Consider the following 23,236-nt stretch of genomic DNA (forward strand, 5'->3'; position numbering starts at 1 on the left):
AAGTTGCTGAATAGTTGGTAAAAGGTCTTGTCCGTTTCGTGGCCGCGGCGTTACGGCAGACTGCACCTTGTGCACCTGCTGTAAATTGTTTACTGGTTCTGGCATTAGTAAAGAATTTACAATTATTGATAAAAAAGAGCGTAGCTCCCTTATGTTCGCCAGAACCACCAAATGCAGAGCAAAAGGAATTAAGAGAAACTACGCCTATGCGTGGTTTTAAAGTAAAATCTAATTGATTTACTCTACATTTAAGTAATTCTGGCAAGGCAAATATAAAGAAAAAAAGATTAGTCATTGGTTTGGTGGATTAAATATGTGAGATTAGGTATATGATTATTGAAGGTATTAGCAACCACTTTACAGCTAAAGCGATTATTATTAGTGGTTTTTCATTATTGTTTTTCATATTTCTATTTTAAAAAACCCGACATCATAAGGGAATGACGGGTTCACACCAACCAATACTTCTAAGATAGAAGCAACACAAGCCTTAATGATTACTTGTACTTTTTATAAGATTGAGGTTCATTGCAATTAATGTTGCCTCTTGTTTTGTCTGTATATTACCAAGCTTAGCGTATAAGGCCTTTTTCACTTTATGAAATTGCCCAAATGATATATCTAACTTTAAAGCAATGACTTCGTTAGTATCATTAGTAGACAACAACCTTAATAGACTAATGTCTTGGTTAGTTAAAATGTTTCCGTTAAATTTTAAAGATTTACATACGATGCCTTCACCTTTGCATTTTCCTCTAAATGGGCAATCATGCCACTCACCATCTTGTAGTTTGTTATCAATAATATCTGGCGTGAAGTCTAAGCCTCCGAACCTGCATTCTGTAAATTTTTCGAGTTGACAAAGCTCACTGTTAGGATACCATTCTTTTAATATCTCTAGAGCAGCTTTGTCTTGTGTCATGCTCTCTCTTAATATCTGATATATAGGTGATGGTATATCATGAAATTTCATAACCGTACCTGAGGATATTACTTTTACGCCTTCGTCGCTTTTAAAAATTTCGATACCCTTACATACCATGCCCGGATATAATCTTGTCTGTGTTGTTGTCGTCATAAATTTGTGAATTACGAGGTTAATTTTTCGGTTTTGGACAACTCAGCTTCCGCAACAGCTTTGTTTTCCTTTGCTATAATCAATAGAATATTTACTATTTGTAAATCTTTTGCTTGAAAGTTTTTGACCTGTCTCACCCAAGTTTCTGAGACTTTTCTTTGAGTCTGTTCTAAGAGTTTTTCTTTAGCCTTTTTCGCATAACCGTGAGGTAAGTGCTCTTCTAGAAGCTTAACGACTTTCTCAGAAGTATGCGTTTGCATATCATAAAGGTCTCTTAAATTGTCTATATTTGTTTTCAAGTGTTTGTATTTGTTTGTAATCGTTTTCAAATATATATACTATAAGTGAATAAAACAAAATAAAATTTACTATAAGTGAATATTTCTCATATTACTGATGGTTTTGGTACACGCTTTAAGCATCTTTTAAAGGATTATAAAGTGAGTCAAGTAAGGTTTGCTAAAGAGACAGGTATTCACCCTGGTCAAGTGAGTAGATATATTAATGGAGAAAGACCTAGCGGAGATTTTATCTTAAAAGCTGTGGCTTATTTTCCGTCTGAATTACATTTTTTATTTTTTGGGGATTCACCTAATATGGTTTCGGATAATGATGCTGTTTATTCAAAAAGCCCTGAGGTTATTGTTAGGGAATTAGAACGAAAAATCAGCCAATTAAAGACCGTTTTATCACAAAAATGACACAAAACACAATTATCAATATTGAAAATCAACCAGTTAACATAAGTGTCGGAGTCCCTTCGCGCCCACAAAATTAACCTTCACTAGAACAGTGAGGGTTTTTTTATGCCTTGATATTACTAGGTTTTTAACCTATTACTGTACTTTCAGACTTTTTTCATAATTACCATATTAATTAATATTTCAACAAATAAAGGTGTACCATTAGGTGTACCATTTTTAAATCGAGGTGTACCATTTTTAAATCCAAATAAATCAATGAATAATAAAATTTCAATATTATTTCTTCTTCAAAAGAGTAGATTAAATAAACGAGGTAAATGTCCAATAAGATGTAGGTTGACATTTAATAAAAAACGAAAGGAATTCTCTACGGGTATATTTATCAATCCTGATTATTGGGATAGTAAAAAGCAATTAGCATTACCACAAAATAAGTACGGTCACATTAACACACAGTTAAGCCTTATTAGTCAAGAAATTAATAAGGCTTTTTTGTTTTTATTAGTTAATAGTGATGTATTTGATGTTGAAGATATCCACTTAAAGTACAAAGGTGAAACTATTAAAGCTGATAAAACCTTATTGGAAGTTTTCGAATTACATAATAATAGAATGAAAAGACTTATAGGTATTGAATATGCAGCGTCTACTTATGCGAAGTTTTCTACTGCAAGAGATCATGCAGCTAATTTTATAAAATTTAAGTATGATAAGAAAGATATATTACTGGAATCAATCACTTTGAACTATTTAAAAGATTTTGATTTTTATTGTAAGTCTGAACTTGGTCATAGACAGGTTACTATAAACAAAAGTATTCAACGTGTTAGAAAAATCATAAAATTAGCTCTTGCAGAGGGATTTATAGAAAAAGACCCATTTATACTTTACAAAAGAAAACGTCAAATTACTAAAGTCATTTATCTTACAACTAAAGAATTAAAACGTTTGGAATCCTATGAGTTCAAACAATCTAAGCTCAATTATATAAAAGACTTGTTTATATTTTGTTGTTATACAGGTCTGCCATATATGGAGTTAATGAATCTAAAGCCTAAGCACATTTATAAAGAATTTGATGGTAATAATTGGATTAGGATTACAAGAGTTAAGACTTCAAGAGAATTATCTATACCTATACTTCCTAAAGCTCAACAGATTATTGACAAGCAACCAATAGGCGATAATATATTTAGACGAATTTCCAATCAAAAGTATAATTCATACCTAAAGGAGATTGCTGATATTGTAAATATAGATAAGAACCTTACAACTCATGTTGCGAGAAAAACTTTTGCAACAACAGTATTGTTATATAACGATGTACCTATGGAAATTGTAAGTGAGTTATTAGGACATTCTAACATCACAATCACACAATCGCATTATGGGAAAATTGTTCAGAAAAAAGTAAGTTCAGCAATTGAAAGGTTGAAGGACAGATTATAGGTTAACGGCTTAATTTTCCTGAATATTAGCTCACATAGACTAACATTTTAAATGCACTGACTTTTCTTATTCTGTAAATAATGAGTCGAAGCGACCTTCTGTTATATGTATAGTTTCCCCTGTACTAGGAATAAGAATATTAAATTCAAATAATGCAGACACGATATTTGATTCTGCGTCAAATTTTGTGATTATTATGGTACCATCAATTTCATTGGTGGTCGTAAAATCTCCTGGTGTATCTAATAATCCTATTTCCGCATAAAACTCATTAGGAGAATTCTCATTTAATTCAATGGAGGTGTTTAAAACAAATTCCATCATATTAGATGAAATTCTAATTTGATCGATGTTAATTATATCTTTTTTTGGACTGATGTTAAAATAATATTCACCATCCACAAATTGATAATAGCAGTTAAAAGAGCCACTATTGTCAACATAGGGTTCTCCATTTACAAGGCATCCAAAAGTACCCTCGCCTGTTTGTGTGGCTGGTGGTAAGCAGTCTATACCGTGACAATTGTTATTGTCATTGCTACAAGACCAAAGAATTAAGGTAATAACAAGTAGTAAAGTAATTTTTTCATAGCCAAATATTACCTGCGTTTTAAGGTATATATTGAAGGTCAAACCTTCCGTTTGTAATATTTATATCTTGGCAACCTTCTCTGATAGTGGAATATTCAAAAGTGCCAGATATAATGAAATTCTCGGTGTCTATATTAGTAAATCGTACATATCCTTCGTAGGTATCGCCATATTCATAAAGGCAAAATGTGTTTTCAGAAACTTGTGATGTGTAACGTGCTCTGGAGGTGCCTTCGCTAATATCCATAAACTGATATGTTATATTTATGTCAAAGGGATCTAAGGCTACAATGAAAACTCCACCACCACCAAATTGGACACCACCGCCTTGATAAATTGCAAATTGATTAGGAGTATTAGTTATATTAACAAGTTCACCGTTTAATAGATAAGCAAATGTATTTTCCCCAGTTTGAGTTTCTGGTGGTAATTGATCTATTGGGTCTTGAGATGAGCTGTCGTCATCATCACAACAATTTAGTGTTAGTGTTATTAAAAGTAAAAAAATGAGTTTTTTCATAACGGATTATTTTAAATAACACATCTATTTTTGAACGTTTTCAATAGGTTTTATCTTATAATTTATAAGGTTTTATAATTGATTTCCCTTTAGTAAAATTAAGTATTAATTCATAGAAATACTATACGTAACGTTACGTATTTTGATTAAATTATCGTTAATAATAATTATTGATAATAAACTTCATAAAAAACTCACTGTGATAATTATAAACTTAAAATAAACCAAGAAAATAATTACATTTACATTGTAATACAAGGTATTACATAACATAAGAAATTAAGTGTTTGCTTAAATAAGCTCTTTGTAAGGAAATCCGCTAAATTTTCAATAACCAAAAGAGCAGTACAATTAAGTGGATGCACACCTATACGGGTGTGTTATCTCTGTGCTGTTTAGTTTGGTTAGGGTCTTAGCGGAACCTTCTTACAGCTAATACAAGCAGGAGGTTCACACCTTTTTTCTTTCCTTACAACAATTTAATTTTTACCGAACCTAGCATATTAATGAATAAAAGCCTGATAATTTGAGGTTAACCGTAACCATTTAAGTCTTACGGAATCTACCTTTAAACTATGGATTTATGAACTAAAGGAATATTTAAATTTAAAGATACAATATGATTAAAAGTTTATTAATAACAGTCTTAGTGGGAATACAGTCTATCTGTTACGGTCAAAACCTGTTTTTAATTGGTGAGAAATCTTATCCCTGTACAGAAACATTTGTTTTAGATTCTAATATGGGATTTCTAAATGAGGGGTTAAGTGTTTTAATAGCCAAAGATGGTAATAAAGGAATGATTGTGGTTAGTAAAAAAGTCACTTCTACAAATGACCGCATAAAAGGTAAATTGATTATATACCTAGACGATGGTACAGTTATATCTTGTATAGATGGGAATAAAAATGATATGGTTGATAATATCACTTCGTCGGTATATTTTTTAACAAATGAAGAATTGAATAAAATGAAGAGTAGCAATATATATTCTATTCGCTATTCAATAAAGTGTGTTGATTGTGTGTTTTCAACTTCAGATGGGGATTATTCAGTTTCAAATAAAGATTCGGATTCAGGAGATTTAATAACAAAAAAAAGAACTGATGTTCCAAGTCTTATAAGGGAGTTGTTTGACTAATGTTAAACTTAGAAAAATGAGCTTATTTATTAATTTTTAAGCTAGACATTCACAAGATAGTTTTTATATATACACCACTTTAAACTATGCCAGTATTAATTAAATCAGAATGGTTATACAATATTACATTTTTATGCTTCAATATGCTTGTTATTTCCTGCTTGAACCTTTCAAAGGATCAAAGAAAAGAAGTTATAGGTGATGAAGAACACTTGGAACTATCTAAGAACAATGAAAGCTTTTCTGATGAATTTTTAGATTCGATTTCCATCAATATTGACGTAACAAAATACACCAAGATGTTTAAAGCTAATCATTTAAGCTTTAAGGTGATCTGGGATCAAAAATTAAGCTTTTCAGATAATATAGGGCATTATGGTGGTATTAAAGAATTAGAGATTTACAAGAGGGGCAATAATTTAAATACTTTGTATAACCTTGAAGATGCTAAAGCTTTAGGTTTAATTCAATTCCAATTTGATGATTTTAATTTTGATGGAGAACTAGATTTTAGAATACCAGTTAATGATAAACACTGGAAGTATTACTTGTTTAACCCCACAGCTAATATTTACGGACATGCCAAAGACTGGGATCATGTTAGGTTAATTAAAACTGATAAAAAAAATAAGTTAATTACCTCGAGAAATTGGTCTAATGCAACCCAATACGAAGATAAAGTATACGAGGTTGAAGGGCTTAAACTAAAACTTATACAATAAAATCAATTAAATAATAATGAAATTATCTGAAAAATATCCAAACTTTAAAAGGGCTGTTAATGAGGTCATACAAGGTAAAGGTGCTTCAATGGTCTCTGATGATAGCAGAAAACTAGCATATCAAGTACCTTTAGCAAATTTTAAAACAGCATATGATTTTTACGAACTTAATCCAGCTAAGGACGGTAGAGTGTTTTTTACTATTGTTACTATGAAAGGATTGAGAACCATTTGTGAAACAAACTCAATGTATTTTTCGAAGGATATGACTTCTATGGATTGGCAAAAGTTAATTTACGATTGTGCATTTAAACATTTTGCAAAAGAAGAATATCAAGCTTTAAAATTAGGATATGTTAAAGTCAAATCATCAAAGCCAACATTACAGCCTAAAGTTGCAGAAGATAAAAATTATGAGCCATTCAACAAAGATTTAGAATATCTTAAATCCAAACCAAAAGAAGAATGGAACAACTTTGACAAATTTATGAAATCTTCAGATGAAATGCTCAAATTAACACTTGAAGTCACTAGCGAAAATAATAAAAAGGGCTGTTTAATGACTTTAATTTCTCTGATTATGACATCGGGTTTTCTCATCTCATTTATTCTACTATTAGTTAAAACCTTTTAAATGAATATTAAAGATATAAATGAAATATTAGTTCAGTCAATTGGCAATCTTGATATTAAATGCCTAAATGATATTGACGAAAAAATAAGCTACTCTTACAATAATAAAAATGAGCTGATTGAAAGTTTCAAAATACTTTTTGAAGAATTAAAGTCTAAAGGAATTACTTCCCTAGATGTGCAATCATCTAAATGTAACTTCTGCTATCCAGATAAAGATGCATATGCTTTCTATAATCCAACTACAAATGACCTAGTCTTACGTTACGTGATTTTTCAAGAAAGTCCAGATTTTTATCGTGTGGAAGAATGCAAGAATAAACTAAATATTTTATTAACACAGAATTTACCATTTTAAAAGATATTTATATGGTAGGAAAAATTAAAACGATAGTAGAAGTATCATGGGAGGCAATTGAGAAACATGGTATACTTGTAAAAGGAGAACAAAAAAGGTTTGATTATGAGCACGATTTTGTAAAAGAGTTTAATTTACGTGGTAATATTGTTGAAGAGGTCTATTTTGATAGTAATTGTAAATTATTGTATAGTATAACAAAGAAGTATAATGTTAAACAAGAATTAGTAGAAGAAAAATGCTTTAATAAGGATGGCAGTTTAAGAAATCAAAATGTTATAGATAAAAAGGAAAACGGAAATGAGGTAAGTATATTTTCTAGTTCGGATGGTAAAATAATTCATAAAGTTGAAACCAGTTATAGTAATAATGGGAGACTCTCGAATACAGTAGTTTATTCTTACATGAGTAATCGTATTAACAGATCTAAATGTATTTATGATAAAAATGGAAATCAAATAGAAATGTCGAACTATAATCAAGATGGAAGTTTAGACTTCAAGCGTGTAACAGTTTTTGATGATTTTGGAAATGGAATTGAATGGAGTCATTTCAATAAAGAAGGGATTTTAGAATCTAAATACAGTAGAAAATTTGATTGCATGAACAATCCTATTGAGTGGAAGGAATTATATAGTTTAGATGGTGTTTTAAGTCCTAATAAATCCTTTGATTATAACTATGATTCTAATGGAAATTGGATTAAAAGAGTTGATTATATTGATAATATACCTCAAGCTATTATAGAAAGACAAATCGATTATTACCCACCAATTAGAATTGTCACATAAACATGGGTTCAGTAATTAAAGCAACATGCGGTTGCGGTTATGAGAAAGACATTACAGTTGGAGGTGGAAGGTTGAATTTTAAAACCACACAGTATTTTCCGCATTACTGCAAAACGTGTCAAGAAGTTGTTAGCGGTAATCTGTTGAAAGAAGAAAAACTATGTGCAAGTTGTGAAACCAAAGACAAGATACCATATAATAATAAAGATCTAATTCTAAAAAAAGGAAACGGTATTGTATTTAAAAGCTTTGAAAATATAATTACTGATGGCCTTTATAAATGCCCATGTACAAAATGTGATAACCTAAAATTCTCTGATACGGGAATAATCTGGGATTAAAAAATTTTCCCAAAAAAAATTTTCAAGTTGGTTTGATAAAATTGAATATCTAAATTTCAAAAGTACCCCCCTAAAAGTTTTTACTATATATGTAGAATGCGTGATATAATCTATCCTATCACCCCCTACGCTTTTTTAGTTTCGAGCATACCCGCGGTGGGTTTGCATAACATTAAATCATTTATTATGGTAAAAATTATCGATTACAAAACCTATCGTAGAGAAGATGGGTCGGAATTTCACAGCTTATTAGTACAAGGAGGAATTGAAGCTGTTAAAAGTAAACACACGGATAGAACGTATCTTACAATTAGACAAGCTCGCGTTGCTTGTACGTTTGATGAAGAAACTTGCCAAAATCTTATTGGAACAGAAATGCCAGGCAAAATTGAAAAGGTAGAAGTACAACCTTATGAATATGCAATACCTAAGACCGGTGAAATCATAACACTTTCACACCGCTATGAATATTTGGGTGAAGATGAAGTTAAGGTTAAAGAGCATATGGTAGAACCACAATTGGTGATTTAAAAATCAATCATGATTGAAAACTAGAAGAGTCTCTGAAGAAGAGGCTCTTTTTTTTTATGTCAATCTATAATCAGAAATATTATAAATGTAAATAATACAAATTATGAAATTACAACAAACACAAAGACACAATGTAAAATTAAGACTTGGGGTAAGTGGGGCAAGTGGATTTGGCAAAACTTACAGTGCTTTACAATTGGCTTATGGTATGACCAATAACTGGTCTAAAATAGCTGTAATAGATACAGAAAATGCTTCAGCAAGTCTGTATGCCAACTTAGGAAATTTTAATGTCTTAAACCTAAATGCACCCTATAGTCCAGAGCGATATATTGAAGCTATAGAGACTTGTGAAAAAGCCAATATGGAGGTCATTATTATTGATAGTATCACTCATGAATGGCAAGGTAAAGGAGGTTGCTTACAAATTCATGAACAACTCGGAGGTAGATTCCAAGATTGGGCTAAAGTAACACCAAGACACCAAGCTTTTATAGATAAGATACTACAATCTAAGTGTCACATAATTACTACTGCTAGACGTAAAATAGACTATTCTCTAGATGTTGGAAATAATGGCAGAACCAAAGTTGTAAAACACGGTACTAAAGAAATTACTAGAGAAGGATGGGAGTATGAGCTCACAGTAAATTTTGAACTTGTAAATGATAATCATTTATGTAAAGTAAGTAAGGACAGAACCAATCTCTTCTCAGGTAAACCAGAGTTTATTATTAATGCAGTAACAGGCAAAAAGCTAATTGCATGGTGTAATCAAGGTGTCTCATTAGATACTATAAAACAAGAAATTAAAACTGCAACAACTTTAGAAGGACTGCGACATTTGTATGAAAAGTATAATTCATTGCAATCTCAAATAAAGCCATTAATTCTTCAGCGTAAATCTGAAATAGAGAGTAGTACTCAAATTATAGAAAACAAAGACATTATAAAATCTAAATCAATTCAACCCAATGGAATTAACAACAGTAGCACAACAAGTGGTGAGTAGCCACGAGATAGAATCATCAATGAACACCAACAATAAGTTCATTGAAGCAAATACACAACAAGTCACGCTTTCCCATTTAAAAAAAGACTGTATTATACCGGTATTTGCTAAAGACAACGAGAATACTATACCGCATTTTGAATTTATAGATGCAGTTAGAGAAACAGCACAGCGATTATTTCCTGAAGGAGATTTGACAGTGCCAAATATTAGAACATCGCATATTATCAAAGGTAGAATACCTTCAGCAATAGGTAAACCTGCGAAGGAACTACTAGACCACGAAAAGACCATTTACTATGAGCGCATGGCTTTTATGATGGAAATACCTCATGTAAACAGTTACATCAATAACCAGAAATTGAATTTAACTGTAGGAGGTGTTAGAAGCTATTCCGAGCAGAACTTATTCTCTAAGAAATCCATTGAGAAGTTTAAAATCTTCATTGGATTTAAAAATATGGTGTGTTGTAACCTGTGCATAGCTACAGATGGACTAAAAGATGATTTAAGAGTTAGTAGTTTAGAAGAGCTAAAGTCAAAAGCCAAAGATTTGTTTTTATCGTATGATGAAGAGTCGCACATAGCCTCAATGAGAGATTTAAATACTATGGTAATTAGCCAAGATGAGTTTTCGCACTTAATAGGAAAGATGAAGTTATACCATCACTTAGATAAAAGCTTAAAGAAAAATCTGTTTGAACTGAAAACTACAGATTCTCAAATAAATACTATTGTGAAGAATTATGTCGATGATGATAATTTTAAGGCAGATACAGAAGGTTTAATTAACCTATGGAGTCTTTATAACCTTTTCACGGAAAGTGCTAAGAGTAACTACATAGATAACTTTTTAAGCAGAAACCGTAATGCATACGAATTTATCAATCACCTTAGTAAATCTATAAAACAACAAAGTCCTAATTGGTTTCTGCAACATTAATTACATAGCTAAAACGTGCAATTATGAGCGATAAGCAATTAGCAGAATTATTAAAATACTGCAATCCAAGGATCTTATATGTGGTGACATTGAATAACATATTAAAGCAGTTATTTTGCCCTTTTGAGGTTAGAGTAATTCAAGATGTTGGAGAACTTGAAAGAGACCAAATAGTGAATGTAGACCTGGTTAAAATCACCTATGAATTAACTACTGTATATATTGTTAAAGGCAAAGCCTATTTCTATTACCACTTTGAAATACTTCTTGATTAGCAGAAGAGTTTTTATGCTGTATTTTCCACATGATAATGTGTTTTGAGACTGTTCTTTACTCTATAAACCAAAGAACTACTGAAAATGATTTCAATTGATTAAAGTTAGTAATTCAGGTGTTTGTAGAAATGTGTTATAAACACCTAATTACTAGTGAAATAACCTCAAAAATATTTGGATTTCTCAATTTTTTTTCGTATATTCAGTTTATGATTAATTAGTTGTTAACATTTAAAAAAGTGATTTTTTTGTAAGGTTTTGATTACTAATTCGTCTAAACAAAAAACGATGGTTTAATACCATTAAGTTATTGGATTAAAAAAATCAAAAAAATAAGAAAATAAGGAAAAACAAAAAGAAAAAATACATATCCGAATACTTATGAATTGGGCCGTGCAATTAAAGTACGGCTTTTCATTTGGTATAATATTCTATTCCATTGAGATTAATGATAAATGCTGTTTGAATATTGGGCAATAGAAGTAAATATGACAGAAAAAATAAAAGTATATGATGCTATTATGGGTAGCGGGAAAACTTATGATGCAATTATACGAATGAAAAAATATCTGGATAATGGTGAGAAGTTTATTTACATAACACCTTTTAAGACAGAGATAAAAAGGGTTATGGACGAACTAAATAGTTCTAAAGTTTTAACGCCCGTTGATATTGGGGAAGAGGGAAAGTATTCATTTAGTTATGAAACAAACCTTGTAGATGAAAATGGTTTATTTGATTTAAACGCTAAACCCAAAAAAGAAGCACTTAATAAAAGAGGTCAATTTTTAAAAATGGCATCAAATGGGGAATCAATTATCTCTACTCATGCTCTTTTTACTAGCTTGAAGAAAACAGATTTCACTTTATTTTCAGATTATATCTTAATATTAGATGAAGTAATTAATCCATTACAAACCTTCACTATTGGTGCGCAAGATATTGAATTAATAAAAAAAGGTGATTTGATTATTGTTGATGATGAATCTTCTGAGGTGAAGTTCATTAATGATGATTACACTGATGAAGCTTTCAAAAATGTAAAATATCTATGTAATAATAGTACGGTTTATTATTTGGATAAATATTTTCTTGTTTGGGTATTTCCAATTGAAATATTTATTGAGTTTAAAGAGATTCAAATTTTAACATATTTGTTTGAAGGTAGTCTCTTGTCTGCTTATTTTAAATTGCATAACCTGCAATATATACTTATAAGTAATGAGTGTAGTACTGACTTAACTCGCTTAAAGAATTTATTAAGCATATATGAAGGTGCGGCGAATTGCTACTCGAGTTATAATGCATTTAGCAAAAGTTGGTTAAAGAACTCAAGTAAAACCAAATCTAGGAGAATCTCAAATAGTGTGTCCAACATCTTTAAGAGAAACTTCAAGACAACATCTGAAGAAAATGCATATACTACCTTTAAAGACTTCAAGCATAAGTTAGCTGGGAAAGGTTTTACAAAAGGTTTTATTTCTATAAATGCAAGAGCTTCTAATGATTACGCTCACAAGAGATCTATGGCTTATCTGGGAAATAGATACTTTGACCCACAAACCCGCAGTTTTTTTGCTCAAAAAGGCATTCAACTTGATGAAGACCTTTGGGCATTAGGTGAATTGATTCAATGGATTTGGAGAGGTTGTATTAGAAATAAAGAAGAAATGAACCTATTTATTCCATCTCGAAGAATGAGGGGTCTATTGTGTGATTGGTTGGACGGGAAATATATTAATCGAGCGGAAGATTTAGTACAGATTTAAGGACTTCAAAAGTAAATGACCACTTTTGAGGTGGTCATTTTGAATCGAAACCCTTATGAATAAAGGGATTCAAGAGGTCTTCCCTAAAAGAAAATTTAAAATATGAATTATATTATTTACAAAGTAGAAAATAAAATAGACGGTACTATCTATATAGGTGGAACTACAAGAAAATTAGAAGCTCGAAAAAACGAGCATATACAAGTGGCATTTAATAACGGTGATAGTTTGTTTTATAAGGATATCTGTACTTATGGACCAGAATCTTTTAGTTGGGAAAGCATAGATACTGCTTCAACCAATAATGAATTGGCACAAAAGGAGGTGCATTACATATCTGAGTATGGACAATATTCTAAATTATATAATCAAGATAGAGGTGGAGGAATTACAAAAAATATATATCAATATGACCGTAATTCATTGAATCTTGTTGCTACATATTCAAGCTTAGAAGAAGCTGCTATATCAATAGGTTCAGATAAAAAGACTATTAGTAATACTTGTTTAAGTGTTAATAAGTACCTAAAAGGATATTATTGGACATATGACTACACTGAAACTTTCGTAAAGTCTGGGGACAAGCGTCAAAAGAAAGTGTTACAATTAACTTTAAATGGGGAATTCATAAAAGACTTCAGCTCTGTGGCAGATGCTAGTAGGTATTGTAATATAAATAAAACATCCATAGCTAAAGTTTGTAGAAATGAGAGAAAGTCCGCTGGTGGTTATATATGGCAGTATCAATAATAACGAACTTGTCCGTTATGGATATTTATTAAGGACAGGACAAACAGTTCTACTAAAATTTGATAGTGAAAAATTTAGGTGCTTTATAGCACCTTTTTTTTTAATATATAAGGTAATCCTTACAAAAGATTCATATTTTTAAGGTGCCAATTAAATTGAAAGTTAAATGTCATTATATCAGCCTTCTGTCTTAAAACAGCAACTTAGATTACAAGAGGAACAAGCTATAGATAAGGCCTATAAAAGGTATAGCAAGTATTTCTTGAATCCGACCATTCAAGACAATATAAGAGGTTCTAAGGAAGAAGAATATCAAGGCATTTTCTTGACTGAATTATTCGTGAATATTCTTGGTTATATTTTAAAACCTAAAGCAGATTTTAATCTGGTTGCTGAATATAAAAATCAAACCAACGCAAGAAAGGCAGATGGCGCCATTTTAAAAGACAATTTAGCCATCGGAGTTATTGAATTAAAAGGTACAAATACTAAAGATTTAGAAAGTATTAGAAAACAAGCCTTTGATTACAAAGCAAACCAAAAAGGGTGTATTTATGTTATAACATCAAATTTTGAAAAGCTACGTTTCTATGTCAATGATGCTACAGAATTTGAAGAGTTTAACTTGTTTGAATTAACGAAAGAACGCTTTAAGCTATTCTATCTTTGTTTACATAAGGACAATCTCATTAATAACATTCCTTTAAGTATAAAGGAGGCTTCTGTCGTTGAAGAAGAGAAAATCACCAAACAGTTCTACAAGGATTATTCAATGTTTAAGAGAGAACTGTACAGAGATTTGGTTAAACGAAATTCTAAACGTTTAAAGCAAGAAGCTTCTGAACGCATTAGTGCAAATAAAAAAGCTGATGAGTTAACAGAAGAGCAACAAATTGAACTGACCCGATTAGAAAAGAATGTTAAGCTTACTCTTTTTAAAAAGTCTCAAAAATTAATAGATAGATTTTTATTTATCTTCTTTGCAGAGGATAGAGGCTTACTACCACCTAATAGTACAATTCAAATTATAGATAAGTGGAAAGCAGATGTTGATTTTGGTGATGATAGACCGTTGTATAGCCTTTTTAAGCAGTATTTTAAGCATCTAGATCAAGGCAGGTAAGGTACAAGTAGTAGGGCTGAAATTTACGCTTATAATGGCGGTTTATTTAAGAAAGACCTTGTGCTTGACAGCCTCGAAATTGATGATGACTTATTGTCAAAATACACTCATAATCTGGCAACATATGATTTTGAAAGCCAGGTTGATGTTAATATACTAGGACACATTTTTGAAAACTCATTAAATGAAATTGAAAGCGTCAATGCCGAAATTGAAGGTGCAGATTTTGACAAACAAAAATCTAAACGTAAAAAAGATGGTGTATTCTATACACCTAAATACATTACCAAATACATTGTAGAAAATACAGTTGGTAAACTATGCAATGAAAAGAAAGCTGAATTAGGCTTTAAAGAAGAAGAATATTTTAAGGGCAGAAAGAACCGAAATAAGAGTACTATTACAAAATTAGTAACTGTTTTAGATGATTATAGAGATTGGTTATTACAATTAACTATCTGTGACCCAGCCTGCGGTTCTGGAGCATTTTTAAATCAGGCATTAGACTTTTTAATAAAAGAACATAACTACATAGACGAGTTAAAAACTAAAGTGTTAGGTGGTGGTTTTCAATTCCCAGACATAGAAAATACCATTTTAGAAAATAATATTTATGGTGTAGACCTTAACGAAGAGTCTGTAGAAATAGCAAAACTTTCACTTTGGTTACGTACAGCCCAACCACGACGTAAATTAAACGATTTAAGTTCTAATATTAAATGTGGTAATAGTTTAATAGATAGCAAAACAGTTGCAGGCGATAAAGCCTTTAATTGGCAAGAACAGTTTCCTAAAGTATTTAGTAGTGGTGGTTTTGATGTGATTATTGGAAATCCGCCTTGGGGAGCTAAATTACCGGAATTAGATTTAAAATTCATTAAAAGTAAACATCAAAATATAATAGTTAGGATGGTAGATTCTTTTATGTTCTTTATGGATAAATCTATTGACTTGATTAGTAGTGGTGGTGTTATTGGTATGATTATTCCTGATGTTATTCTTTATCAAAAAGATAATTCTAAACTTCGAGAAAGAATATTAAATGAAACACATCTTAATATAGCGTTGAATGTAGGAGATGGAATTTTCGAAGAAGTTGCGCGACCATCGGCTATTTTAATTTACCAGAAAACTGAATCTATAAAGCCAATAATAGTAGGTAATTTTAATAAGTATAAAGATGATGATATTAGCATTATAAAAACTTTTAAAGTTGAGAAAGATTTATTTTACTCTATACCTAATACGGTAATTGCAACACAGAATTTAAAAGGATATAAGCTTCTAAAGCGCTTTAAAAATTCCACTTTGAAAGATTATATTGATGATGATGGAATCCAAAGAGGTGTTAGCCCAGATTTAAAAGATGCATTCATTGTTAATGAAGCCATAATTGAAAAAAGACAATTAGAAAAGGAATTTATTAAAAGGACTGTAACTGGTGGAGTTGATGTAAAACGTTTTTATACCATTGATTCAGATAAGTTTTTGTTCTATATAACAAAAAGTGATGACCCTTCAGATTTTCCTAATATTTACAAATACATTGAGGAGTATTTACCAAGAATTACCTGCAAAGAAGTAAAACAAGGTAAACATCCATTTTACACTTTACACAGAGCAAGAAATAAAAAAATATTTGAGAAAGAAAGTAAGGTATTAGGCGTTATAACAGGCGATAGTATTATTACTTCAATCGACGAAGAACGAATATACCCTACTGATGGGCTTTATTTATTTAGTAGTAATTCGAAAATTTCAAATAAATATTTATCTGCATTTTTAAACTCAAAGATTTCAACTTACCTATATAGATTGCTTTCCTCTGAAACAGGAAGAACTTTGGCACAAGTTAAGCCTGTTTTGCTATCGCAGTTACCATTTGTTGAACCTAATGAGCAAATTATTATGCAGGTTGAGAAAGAATATGATAAGATTTCAAAAGAAATTAAAGAGTTAGTTTTAATTAATACAAAATTCTCGACTTACGTATTACACCAATACAGTGAATTAGAATTAACCCGCAAACTTGAAAACTGGCACGAGTTAGACTTTGCAGATTTTACAAAAGAACTCAATAAAGCCGTTAAAAAAGCAGGTGGTGAGAAGCTAACCAAAAAAGATGAGTTTGAGTGGTTAGAACTCTTTGAGGATAGCAAACAAAAAGCCCAAGTACTACAAAACCAAATTAACCAAACAGAAAAAGAAATTGATGCAATGGTGTATGAGTTATATGGGTTAACTGATGAGGAAATTCAAATTGTGGAAAATAGTTAAATGGGTGAGAAGGTTTACATATTTGGAGACGAGTTTGGGACTTCAACATTAAATAAAAATGATGTAAAAAATATTACACATTTTGTTTATTCTGCTATTGTTGTAAAGGAATCAAATTTAAATCAAGCAAGAAAAGTACAAAAAAAAATTAGTAAAGACTTTTTTTATGGTCATCCGATAAAATCAAGTTCAAGGGTTCTCAAAAGTGAGAAAAAGAGAATTGAAATTTTAGAGTATCTGATTAAAAATTTGAATTTCATTATATATCTGCTTGTAGTTGATAAAGAGAAGTTATCAAAAGATACTGGAGGTCTAAGATTTAAAGAGGTTTTTTATAAATATTTCAGAGGAATATTTGTCTCTCAAATCAACAATAAGTTTTCAGAGTTCGAGATTTTTATGGATAATTTAATTAGTGAAAAATATAGTAGTGAACTTAAAAACTATATAGTACAGAAATATCAAAACAATATTTTTGAACAATACCATATTTCGGATGATAAGGATGAACCTCTTATTCAATTAGCTGATTTAATAGCAGGTTCATATGGCAGAGTTTTTAATGCTTCATTTATATCAAATAATAGTGAAGATATATTTAATACATTAAAACCAATAACACCAAATATAACTTTCTTTCCAGAGGATTCTGTTAGTAAAACCTTTGTTGCTAGCCCAGAAAAGAAAATTGATTCAGAAGTTTATGAAATTGTTCGTAATGATGCAGTTAAAATTTATGATGAGGTAACTGATACTGTTTCTAAAGCAGTTCTTGATTATTTACTGTGGCATCAAAAAGTTCTTCCGTTTAAATATGCTCAAACTTATGAAATTACAAATGCTATAAAGTATAATAGAGGTAAAGAACTCTCAATTGAAAATTTGCGAATAATTGTAAAAGAATTAAGATTCAAGGGTATAATTATAGTTTCATCATCCAGTAAAAGTGGTTATAAATTAGCTGTGAGTAAATCAGACGTTCATACCTATTTTACGCATTACATGAAATATATTCTGCCAATGCTAAAAAAAATAGAGATTGCTAATAGTGTTTTCGCAAATAAGACGGTTGGGGATTTTATTCCGCTATCTGATATAGAAGAACTCAAAAATTTAGTTGACACCTTGTCAAAATAATAACACCACCACTAATTTTAACCAAATGTTTTTTAGTGAAAAATTAATAAAATGAAGTGGTCTTCTATTTATCCTTTGCGAAGATTAAATATAGAGTTCTAATAGTATCACCAATAAACCCAATAATTAGAGCTGATGCAATTAAATATATACTGTAAAAAATATCGTAATGATGTTGTGAGGCTACTAATGCTTGTGCCCCAAGATATAATGATACTAAAGCAAAAATTATATAATAAGGTTTTCCCAAAGTAAAGTATCTGCTAAGTTTATAACGTATTATTTTATACCTATTATAGTATTTAGGTATTCTAAGTAGTTTTAGTAATTTATGATGAAAAGCATACTCTAAATATCCCAACTCATGAGGGTAAATAATTAAGGTTGGTAAATTATTTTCAATATAAATCTTTGTCTTAAAATCGTATTCAGCTCTTTTAGCTTTATTGGCATTATACATGCCATAATATTCAAAGTATACGTCTAATTTGGTTAAATAAAAATCTACAACTCTATATGAGCGATCATCATTTTTTAAACCTTTTATTTTGTATTCAGTGATGTAACTTATACTGTTTAAGTCTAAGAATTCTTTAATATAAAGTTCATCTTTAGATGGTAAATTAGGGGAAATTGAATAGTCTTTTTTCAAAGTGTATTAAATTTTGAGTGGAGAATTATTAGGTTAAATGATTACACAGATTTGATTCAACAAAAAGAGTTAACTATTTATTTTTTCTCTTCATGATCTTGCAAAATTAGATTCACTACACTTTTACTAACGGCTAAAGGTGTATTTTTTAATTTTTCCTCAACTTCTCTATTTTTAAGTTTTTCCTCATAGGTTAGTCTTAGAACCGCCTTTATAATATCAGGGTTGTTTCGTTTAGTGATGTTACCAATTTGCACTTTTTTGTTAGTGTTTTCAAATACTAGATGCTCATTGAATTTTATCACATAGCTTTTGTTTTTATATTCAGAGGGTAAGAAGTTACATTTAAGGATAGTAAGATAACGCTCGTCAGTGCTATTAGATAATTTCAAGTCTAAGACAGAACGCATTTTAGCTTCAAATGCTTGTGAACCTATGATGTTATTTTTAGAAGGACCCTTCCTTTCAGTGCGTTTACCAATATGATGCAAGAAGATGATGAGACACTTATGCTTGATAGCCAATTTATGGTAATCGTTTAAAAACTGCCTTACTTGAGTGTTAGAGTTGATTTCTTTATTAAATATATCTGCAAAGGTATCTATGATAATAAGATCATGTTGTTTTTCTTCCAATAGTTTGGTTATATCGGTAAGCAAATTTTCAGTATCAAAAATAAAGCTGAGATTATTTAGCTTACTTAGTTCAGAATCTTCAAGGAGACTTTTTAATTGTTTAATAATCATTAGTTGGGTAGACTCTGGGTCATCTTCAGAACTTACATAAAGGACTTTGTTAGAGTTGGTATTTAACTTAAAACCCAAAAATCTATCCTTTCCTAGAGCTACAGATAGAGCTAATTGGCGTAAAAGAGTAGACTTGCCAGTGTCAGAAGAACCAACCAGTGAGGCCAAGCCAATTTTTTGAAAGAAAGGTTCTACTAGCTTATATGTGGGTTTTATCTCTAAATGATATAAATCAAACGCAGTAAAAATATGCTGATTCGAGTATATAGCTTTTTTCTCTTTAGAAGGCTTATCAAATTTTTTCTCATTAGCCTTAGTTGGAATCTCTTGATTTTTTTTAGAGATTTCTGCATACTCACGGTTTAGTTCAGCTCTTTTGTTTTTATCTTTTAAATCATCTAAAGATCGACCTAACAAAAATTTACTAAGATCAGCTTTCTTTTCTTCCATATTACATACCATAAAAAAAGGACTTGTCCTTTTTATATATTTATAAAGGACAGGACATAAATTTAAGCTAATTAGAGTAGAATATTACAATAAAAAGGCATTAAAAAAGGCTTACAGTAATTTTGTCTTAGGTGTAAAGTGTAGATAATCAATATTGTAGTATGTGCATGGAGAATCCCTTCGCGCCCACAACAAATAAAAGCAAGCTAAATATTTAGCTTGCTTTTTTTATTTGTATCATATAAATTCTAATAATCGTTCTAAAGCCATTCCTCTCGAACCTTTTATAAGAATAGAACTATTTTCTATGCTTGTTGATATTAACTCTTCTTTAACATCATCAAATGTCTTGAACAATTTCACCTTTGATGATTTTGCCAGTGTTGCATTGAAATTTTCTCCAATGAGAAAAATCGAATCAATATCAAATTGTAAAGTATAATCAGCTATGTTTTGATGTTCTTCAAGAGAAGTTTCTCCTAATTCAAACATGTCTCCAAGAAAGGCAATTTTTTTAGAAGCTTTCATTTGACCAAAATTGTCTAAAGCAACGACCATACTTGAAGGGTTTGCGTTGTATGCGTCAAGAATAATATTGTTACTATTTTTTACAATGATTTGAGAACGATTGTTATTAGGGATATAGCTCTCAATAGCATCAATAATATCATTATCTTCTACATTGAAATGTTGTCCTATAGCAATGGCTGCTATAATATTATTATAGTTATATGCACCAGTGAGTTGGCTTTGAATGGTTTTATCTTTAAAATTAAGTGCTACAAATGGATCTGCTTTGATAAAGGATGTATTATCTCCAAAAGTGAGAATCTTATCGTAATTGCCTATTTGTTGCAATTGCTTTTGATCATCTTTATTTACAAAAATGGTTTTTTGATGTTGCTTTAAATGTACATATAGTTCAGATTTACCTTTAATCACACCTTGAATACCACCAAAACCTTCCAAATGCGCTTTGCCAAAATTTGTGATTAATCCATAATCTGGATATGCAATATTACTTAAGAATTCAATTTCCTTTTGATGGTTAGCTCCCATTTCTACAATACCAATTTCAGCATCATTAGGAATGCTTAAAAGGGATAAAGGAACTCCTATATGATTGTTGAGGTTGCCAAGCGTAGCAGAAGTTTTATAAGTGGTAGATAAGACGGCATTAATAAGTTCTTTTGTTGTTGTTTTTCCGTTACTGCCTGTTAACGAAATTATAGGTATGTTTAATTGTTGCCTATGAAATGTCGCAAGATGTTGTAATGTACTAAGAACATCTTCAACTACAATGCAGTTATCATTAGTTTTTGCATCTACTTCATCAATAACACAATATAGGGCTCCTTTAGCAAATGCCTGATTCACGAATCTGTTCCCGTTAAAATTTTCACCTTTTAATGCGAAGTACATAGCACCTTCTTCAATGCGTCTAGTATCTGTTGAGAATGATGAACATTCTTTAAATTTGTGATATAATTGATCAATTTCCATAGGTCTAAAAATAAAAAAGTCCTGATGGTTTATCAGGACTTTTTATATATTATTTATCTATTCCTAGTTACGTCTTTTACCACCTTTTTGTGATTTAGAACCAACTCTAGATACAGCACATCTAAATCCGATGTAATCTGTTGCCATATCTTGTGGGAAATAACGACGCTGTGCTGGGTCAATCCAGTAAGCTCTATCTCTCCAAGAACCACCTTTAAATACTCTTACTTCGTCATTAATTAAAGACGTTCTAGAGTTAGACTTATCGTATTCTCTCGTAAGTTTCCCTTTAGCAGAGTCAAATTCTACTTTATGCTTAGGGGAATTGTACATTTTATTAGTTACATTCTCTTCAGACGCGAAGTTGTCTCTATAGTAACGAGAAGAACGCTTGTCACCATCTCTAAAGTTTCTATTGTCACTCTTATCAAACTGAGTTCTTAAATATGTATCTTCATCATCAACAGGTACTCTTGCTAATTCTCCAGGTAAATCTCTTGCAATTATTTTACCGTTAGCTAAGGTGTCATAAACTATTTCATTTATTGTAACAACTTTAACAGTACCATCTTCGTTAAGAGCAGTTTTGGTATAAACATTACCTCTATAGTAGTTGAAATCGTTGAATTCGTCGTCAACAATAGGACGATAAACGTCAGCAACCCATTCAGCTACATTTCCTGCCATATCATATAAACCGAAATCATTTGGCTCATAAGACTTTACTTCTGCAGTAATATCAGCACCATCATCAGACCAACCTGCAATTCCACCGTAATCACCTTTACCTTGTTTAAAGTTAGCTAACTGATCACCACGATTTACACGTTTTCCAGATCTTGTATACTGTCCATCCCATGGATACTTCTTACGACCTCTGTATACATTGTATTCTCTTAATTCACTTAAACCAAGTGCAGCATATTCCCATTCTGCTTCAGTAGGAAGTCTAAACTTCACAGGTATTAAACCAGTTTCTCTTTTAGCATAAACGTTAATTGGGTTTCCGTCAGCATCTGTTTGCTGTCTTCTCTTTCCACCTTCTAAAACATCAGAGTTACCTCCATAAGTTTGCGTAGGTGCATTTATGTAGGTATCAACATCAAAAGTACTTTCCGCACTTAAGTCTGTAAGATGCGCATCTCTTTTAATATAACCAGCTTCTTGTAATGACATTTCAGCAACACGATTAGATCTCCAGTTTGCATATTCTACTGCTTGAATCCAACTTACACCAACTACAGGGTAATTTGCGTAACCAGGATGACGCAGATAGTTTTCTGTCATCATTTCATTATAACCTAAACGATTTCTCCAAACTAATGTGTCTGGTAAAGCACCTTTATATATAAGAGCGTAGTTTGGGTCTTCTGGTGGGTAAACATTTTTCAAATAATCTAAATAAAACAAATAGTTAAGGTTTGTTACCTCACTTTCATCCATGTAGAAAGACTGAATATGTTGTTGGTTAGGTGTATTGTTCCAATCGTGCATTGGATCATCTTGTACCTTACCCATTGTAAAAGTTCCACCTTCTATAAAGGCAGTACCTGGAGGAGTTTCTTGCTCCTTGTAATTCGTGTTGTATTGAAAACCACCATTCTTATCATTGATTTTCCAACCAGTGGCACTATCCACATTACTAGAATTGGAGTTACGCTTACAGCTAACAATACTAGTACAAATAAGTAGTGCTAATAAAAATTTCAGGTTTGAGACTCTTTTCATATCAATAGGTTT

The 23,236-nt window shown here is 30.9% G+C and carries 26 protein-coding genes; 17 read left to right on the plus strand and 9 right to left on the minus strand.

All coding sequences use genetic code 11. The features are described 5' to 3' along the window. The 3 genes from HRU50_RS00005 to HRU50_RS00015 all read right to left on the minus strand — a co-directional run. The coding region (locus tag HRU50_RS00005) for a hypothetical protein (RefSeq protein WP_296346802.1) at positions 1-295 on the minus strand (295 nt) is incomplete at its 3' end. A 195-nt stretch (positions 296-490) separates the two neighbouring features. Then, entirely contained in the window at positions 491-1,078 is a 588-nt protein-coding gene (locus HRU50_RS00010) for a hypothetical protein (RefSeq protein WP_296346804.1), read from the minus strand. An 11-nt stretch (positions 1,079-1,089) separates the two neighbouring features. Further along, a complete protein-coding gene (locus HRU50_RS00015) occupies positions 1,090-1,377 on the minus strand; it encodes a hypothetical protein (protein WP_296346805.1) in 288 nt (95 codons plus the stop codon). Positions 1,378-1,452: 75 nt separating this feature from the next. On the opposite strand from HRU50_RS00015, the gene HRU50_RS00020 reads away from it, so the two are divergent. After that, positions 1,453-1,779: a helix-turn-helix transcriptional regulator gene (locus tag HRU50_RS00020; RefSeq protein WP_296346808.1), complete on the plus strand. Its 327-nt coding sequence runs from the start codon at positions 1,453-1,455 to the stop codon at positions 1,777-1,779. Positions 1,780-2,037: 258 nt separating this feature from the next. Further along, entirely contained in the window at positions 2,038-3,231 is a 1,194-nt protein-coding gene (locus HRU50_RS00025) for a site-specific integrase (protein ID WP_296346810.1), read from the plus strand. Between the two features lie 66 nt (positions 3,232-3,297). On the opposite strand, the gene HRU50_RS00030 is transcribed toward HRU50_RS00025, so the two are convergent. Beyond that, positions 3,298-3,864 (minus strand): hypothetical protein, encoded by a 567-nt coding sequence (locus tag HRU50_RS00030; RefSeq protein WP_296346812.1) that lies wholly within the window; start codon positions 3,862-3,864, stop codon positions 3,298-3,300. Further along, complete coding sequence (locus tag HRU50_RS00035) at positions 3,842-4,342, minus strand: hypothetical protein (protein WP_296346814.1); 501 nt, start codon at positions 4,340-4,342, stop codon at positions 3,842-3,844. The genes HRU50_RS00030 and HRU50_RS00035 overlap by 23 nt, the downstream gene beginning before the upstream one ends. 619 nt (positions 4,343-4,961) lie before the next feature. Between HRU50_RS00035 and HRU50_RS00040 the strand changes: the two genes are divergently transcribed. From HRU50_RS00040 to HRU50_RS00110, 15 genes are all read left to right on the plus strand, one after another. Continuing rightward, a complete protein-coding gene (locus HRU50_RS00040) occupies positions 4,962-5,483 on the plus strand; it encodes a hypothetical protein (RefSeq protein WP_296346816.1) in 522 nt (173 codons plus the stop codon). Between the two features lie 86 nt (positions 5,484-5,569). Next, positions 5,570-6,205 carry a hypothetical protein gene (locus HRU50_RS00045; RefSeq protein WP_296346818.1) on the plus strand — a complete coding sequence of 212 codons (636 nt, stop codon included), beginning with the start codon at positions 5,570-5,572 and terminating at the stop codon, positions 6,203-6,205. Positions 6,206-6,221: 16 nt separating this feature from the next. Beyond that, on the plus strand, positions 6,222-6,839 hold the full coding sequence (locus HRU50_RS00050) for a hypothetical protein (protein ID WP_296346819.1): 618 nt from the start codon (positions 6,222-6,224) through the stop codon (positions 6,837-6,839). Then, positions 6,840-7,196 carry a hypothetical protein gene (locus HRU50_RS00055; RefSeq protein ID WP_296346821.1) on the plus strand — a complete coding sequence of 119 codons (357 nt, stop codon included), beginning with the start codon at positions 6,840-6,842 and terminating at the stop codon, positions 7,194-7,196. It abuts the gene before it with no gap. 11 nt (positions 7,197-7,207) lie between these two features. After that, the gene (locus HRU50_RS00060; protein ID WP_296346823.1) at positions 7,208-7,987 is read left to right on the plus strand and encodes a hypothetical protein; all 780 of its coding nucleotides are present in this window, start codon (positions 7,208-7,210) and stop codon (positions 7,985-7,987) included. A gap of 2 nt (positions 7,988-7,989) precedes the next feature. Then, positions 7,990-8,328, plus strand: coding sequence for a hypothetical protein (locus HRU50_RS00065; protein WP_296346825.1), 339 nt, complete (start codon positions 7,990-7,992; stop codon positions 8,326-8,328). A gap of 186 nt (positions 8,329-8,514) precedes the next feature. After that, positions 8,515-8,859: a hypothetical protein gene (locus HRU50_RS00070; RefSeq protein WP_296346827.1), complete on the plus strand. Its 345-nt coding sequence runs from the start codon at positions 8,515-8,517 to the stop codon at positions 8,857-8,859. A 103-nt stretch (positions 8,860-8,962) separates the two neighbouring features. After that, the gene (locus HRU50_RS00075) at positions 8,963-9,871 is read left to right on the plus strand and encodes an AAA family ATPase (protein WP_296346829.1); all 909 of its coding nucleotides are present in this window, start codon (positions 8,963-8,965) and stop codon (positions 9,869-9,871) included. Further along, positions 9,834-10,814 (plus strand): DUF3871 family protein, encoded by a 981-nt coding sequence (locus HRU50_RS00080; protein ID WP_296346831.1) that lies wholly within the window; start codon positions 9,834-9,836, stop codon positions 10,812-10,814. Before HRU50_RS00075 ends, HRU50_RS00080 begins: the two co-directional genes overlap by 38 nt. Positions 10,815-10,837: 23 nt before the next feature. Continuing rightward, on the plus strand, positions 10,838-11,089 hold the full coding sequence (locus HRU50_RS00085; RefSeq protein WP_296346834.1) for a hypothetical protein: 252 nt from the start codon (positions 10,838-10,840) through the stop codon (positions 11,087-11,089). A gap of 488 nt (positions 11,090-11,577) precedes the next feature. After that, positions 11,578-12,858, plus strand: a complete 1,281-nt coding sequence (locus HRU50_RS00090; RefSeq protein ID WP_296346835.1) for a hypothetical protein — start codon at positions 11,578-11,580, stop codon at positions 12,856-12,858. Positions 12,859-12,960: 102 nt separating this feature from the next. Beyond that, a complete protein-coding gene (locus HRU50_RS00095; RefSeq protein WP_296346837.1) occupies positions 12,961-13,608 on the plus strand; it encodes an NUMOD1 domain-containing DNA-binding protein in 648 nt (215 codons plus the stop codon). Between the two features lie 166 nt (positions 13,609-13,774). Next, positions 13,775-14,731 (plus strand): hypothetical protein, encoded by a 957-nt coding sequence (locus HRU50_RS00100; protein ID WP_296346839.1) that lies wholly within the window; start codon positions 13,775-13,777, stop codon positions 14,729-14,731. 60 nt (positions 14,732-14,791) lie between these two features. Beyond that, the gene (locus HRU50_RS00105; protein ID WP_296346842.1) at positions 14,792-17,008 is read left to right on the plus strand and encodes an N-6 DNA methylase; all 2,217 of its coding nucleotides are present in this window, start codon (positions 14,792-14,794) and stop codon (positions 17,006-17,008) included. Next, entirely contained in the window at positions 17,009-18,145 is a 1,137-nt protein-coding gene (locus HRU50_RS00110; RefSeq protein WP_296346844.1) for a DUF3800 domain-containing protein, read from the plus strand. It abuts the gene before it with no gap. Between the two features lie 64 nt (positions 18,146-18,209). Here the strand turns inward: HRU50_RS00110 and HRU50_RS00115 are convergent, their stop codons facing one another. From HRU50_RS00115 to gldJ, 4 genes are all read right to left on the minus strand, one after another. Then, a complete protein-coding gene (locus HRU50_RS00115; RefSeq protein ID WP_296346846.1) occupies positions 18,210-18,797 on the minus strand; it encodes a hypothetical protein in 588 nt (195 codons plus the stop codon). A 77-nt stretch (positions 18,798-18,874) separates the two neighbouring features. Beyond that, on the minus strand, positions 18,875-19,993 hold the full coding sequence (locus HRU50_RS00120) for an AAA family ATPase (RefSeq protein WP_296346848.1): 1,119 nt from the start codon (positions 19,991-19,993) through the stop codon (positions 18,875-18,877). Positions 19,994-20,230: 237 nt separating this feature from the next. Then, a complete protein-coding gene (murF, locus tag HRU50_RS00125; RefSeq protein ID WP_296346850.1) occupies positions 20,231-21,496 on the minus strand; it encodes a UDP-N-acetylmuramoyl-tripeptide--D-alanyl-D-alanine ligase in 1,266 nt (421 codons plus the stop codon). 63 nt (positions 21,497-21,559) lie between these two features. Continuing rightward, complete coding sequence (gene gldJ / locus HRU50_RS00130; protein ID WP_296346852.1) at positions 21,560-23,224, minus strand: gliding motility lipoprotein GldJ; 1,665 nt, start codon at positions 23,222-23,224, stop codon at positions 21,560-21,562. Positions 23,225-23,236: the final 12 nt, after the last annotated feature.

It is taken from the genome of Winogradskyella sp. (genome assembly GCF_013213835.1).
Classification (GTDB): domain Bacteria; phylum Bacteroidota; class Bacteroidia; order Flavobacteriales; family Flavobacteriaceae; genus Winogradskyella.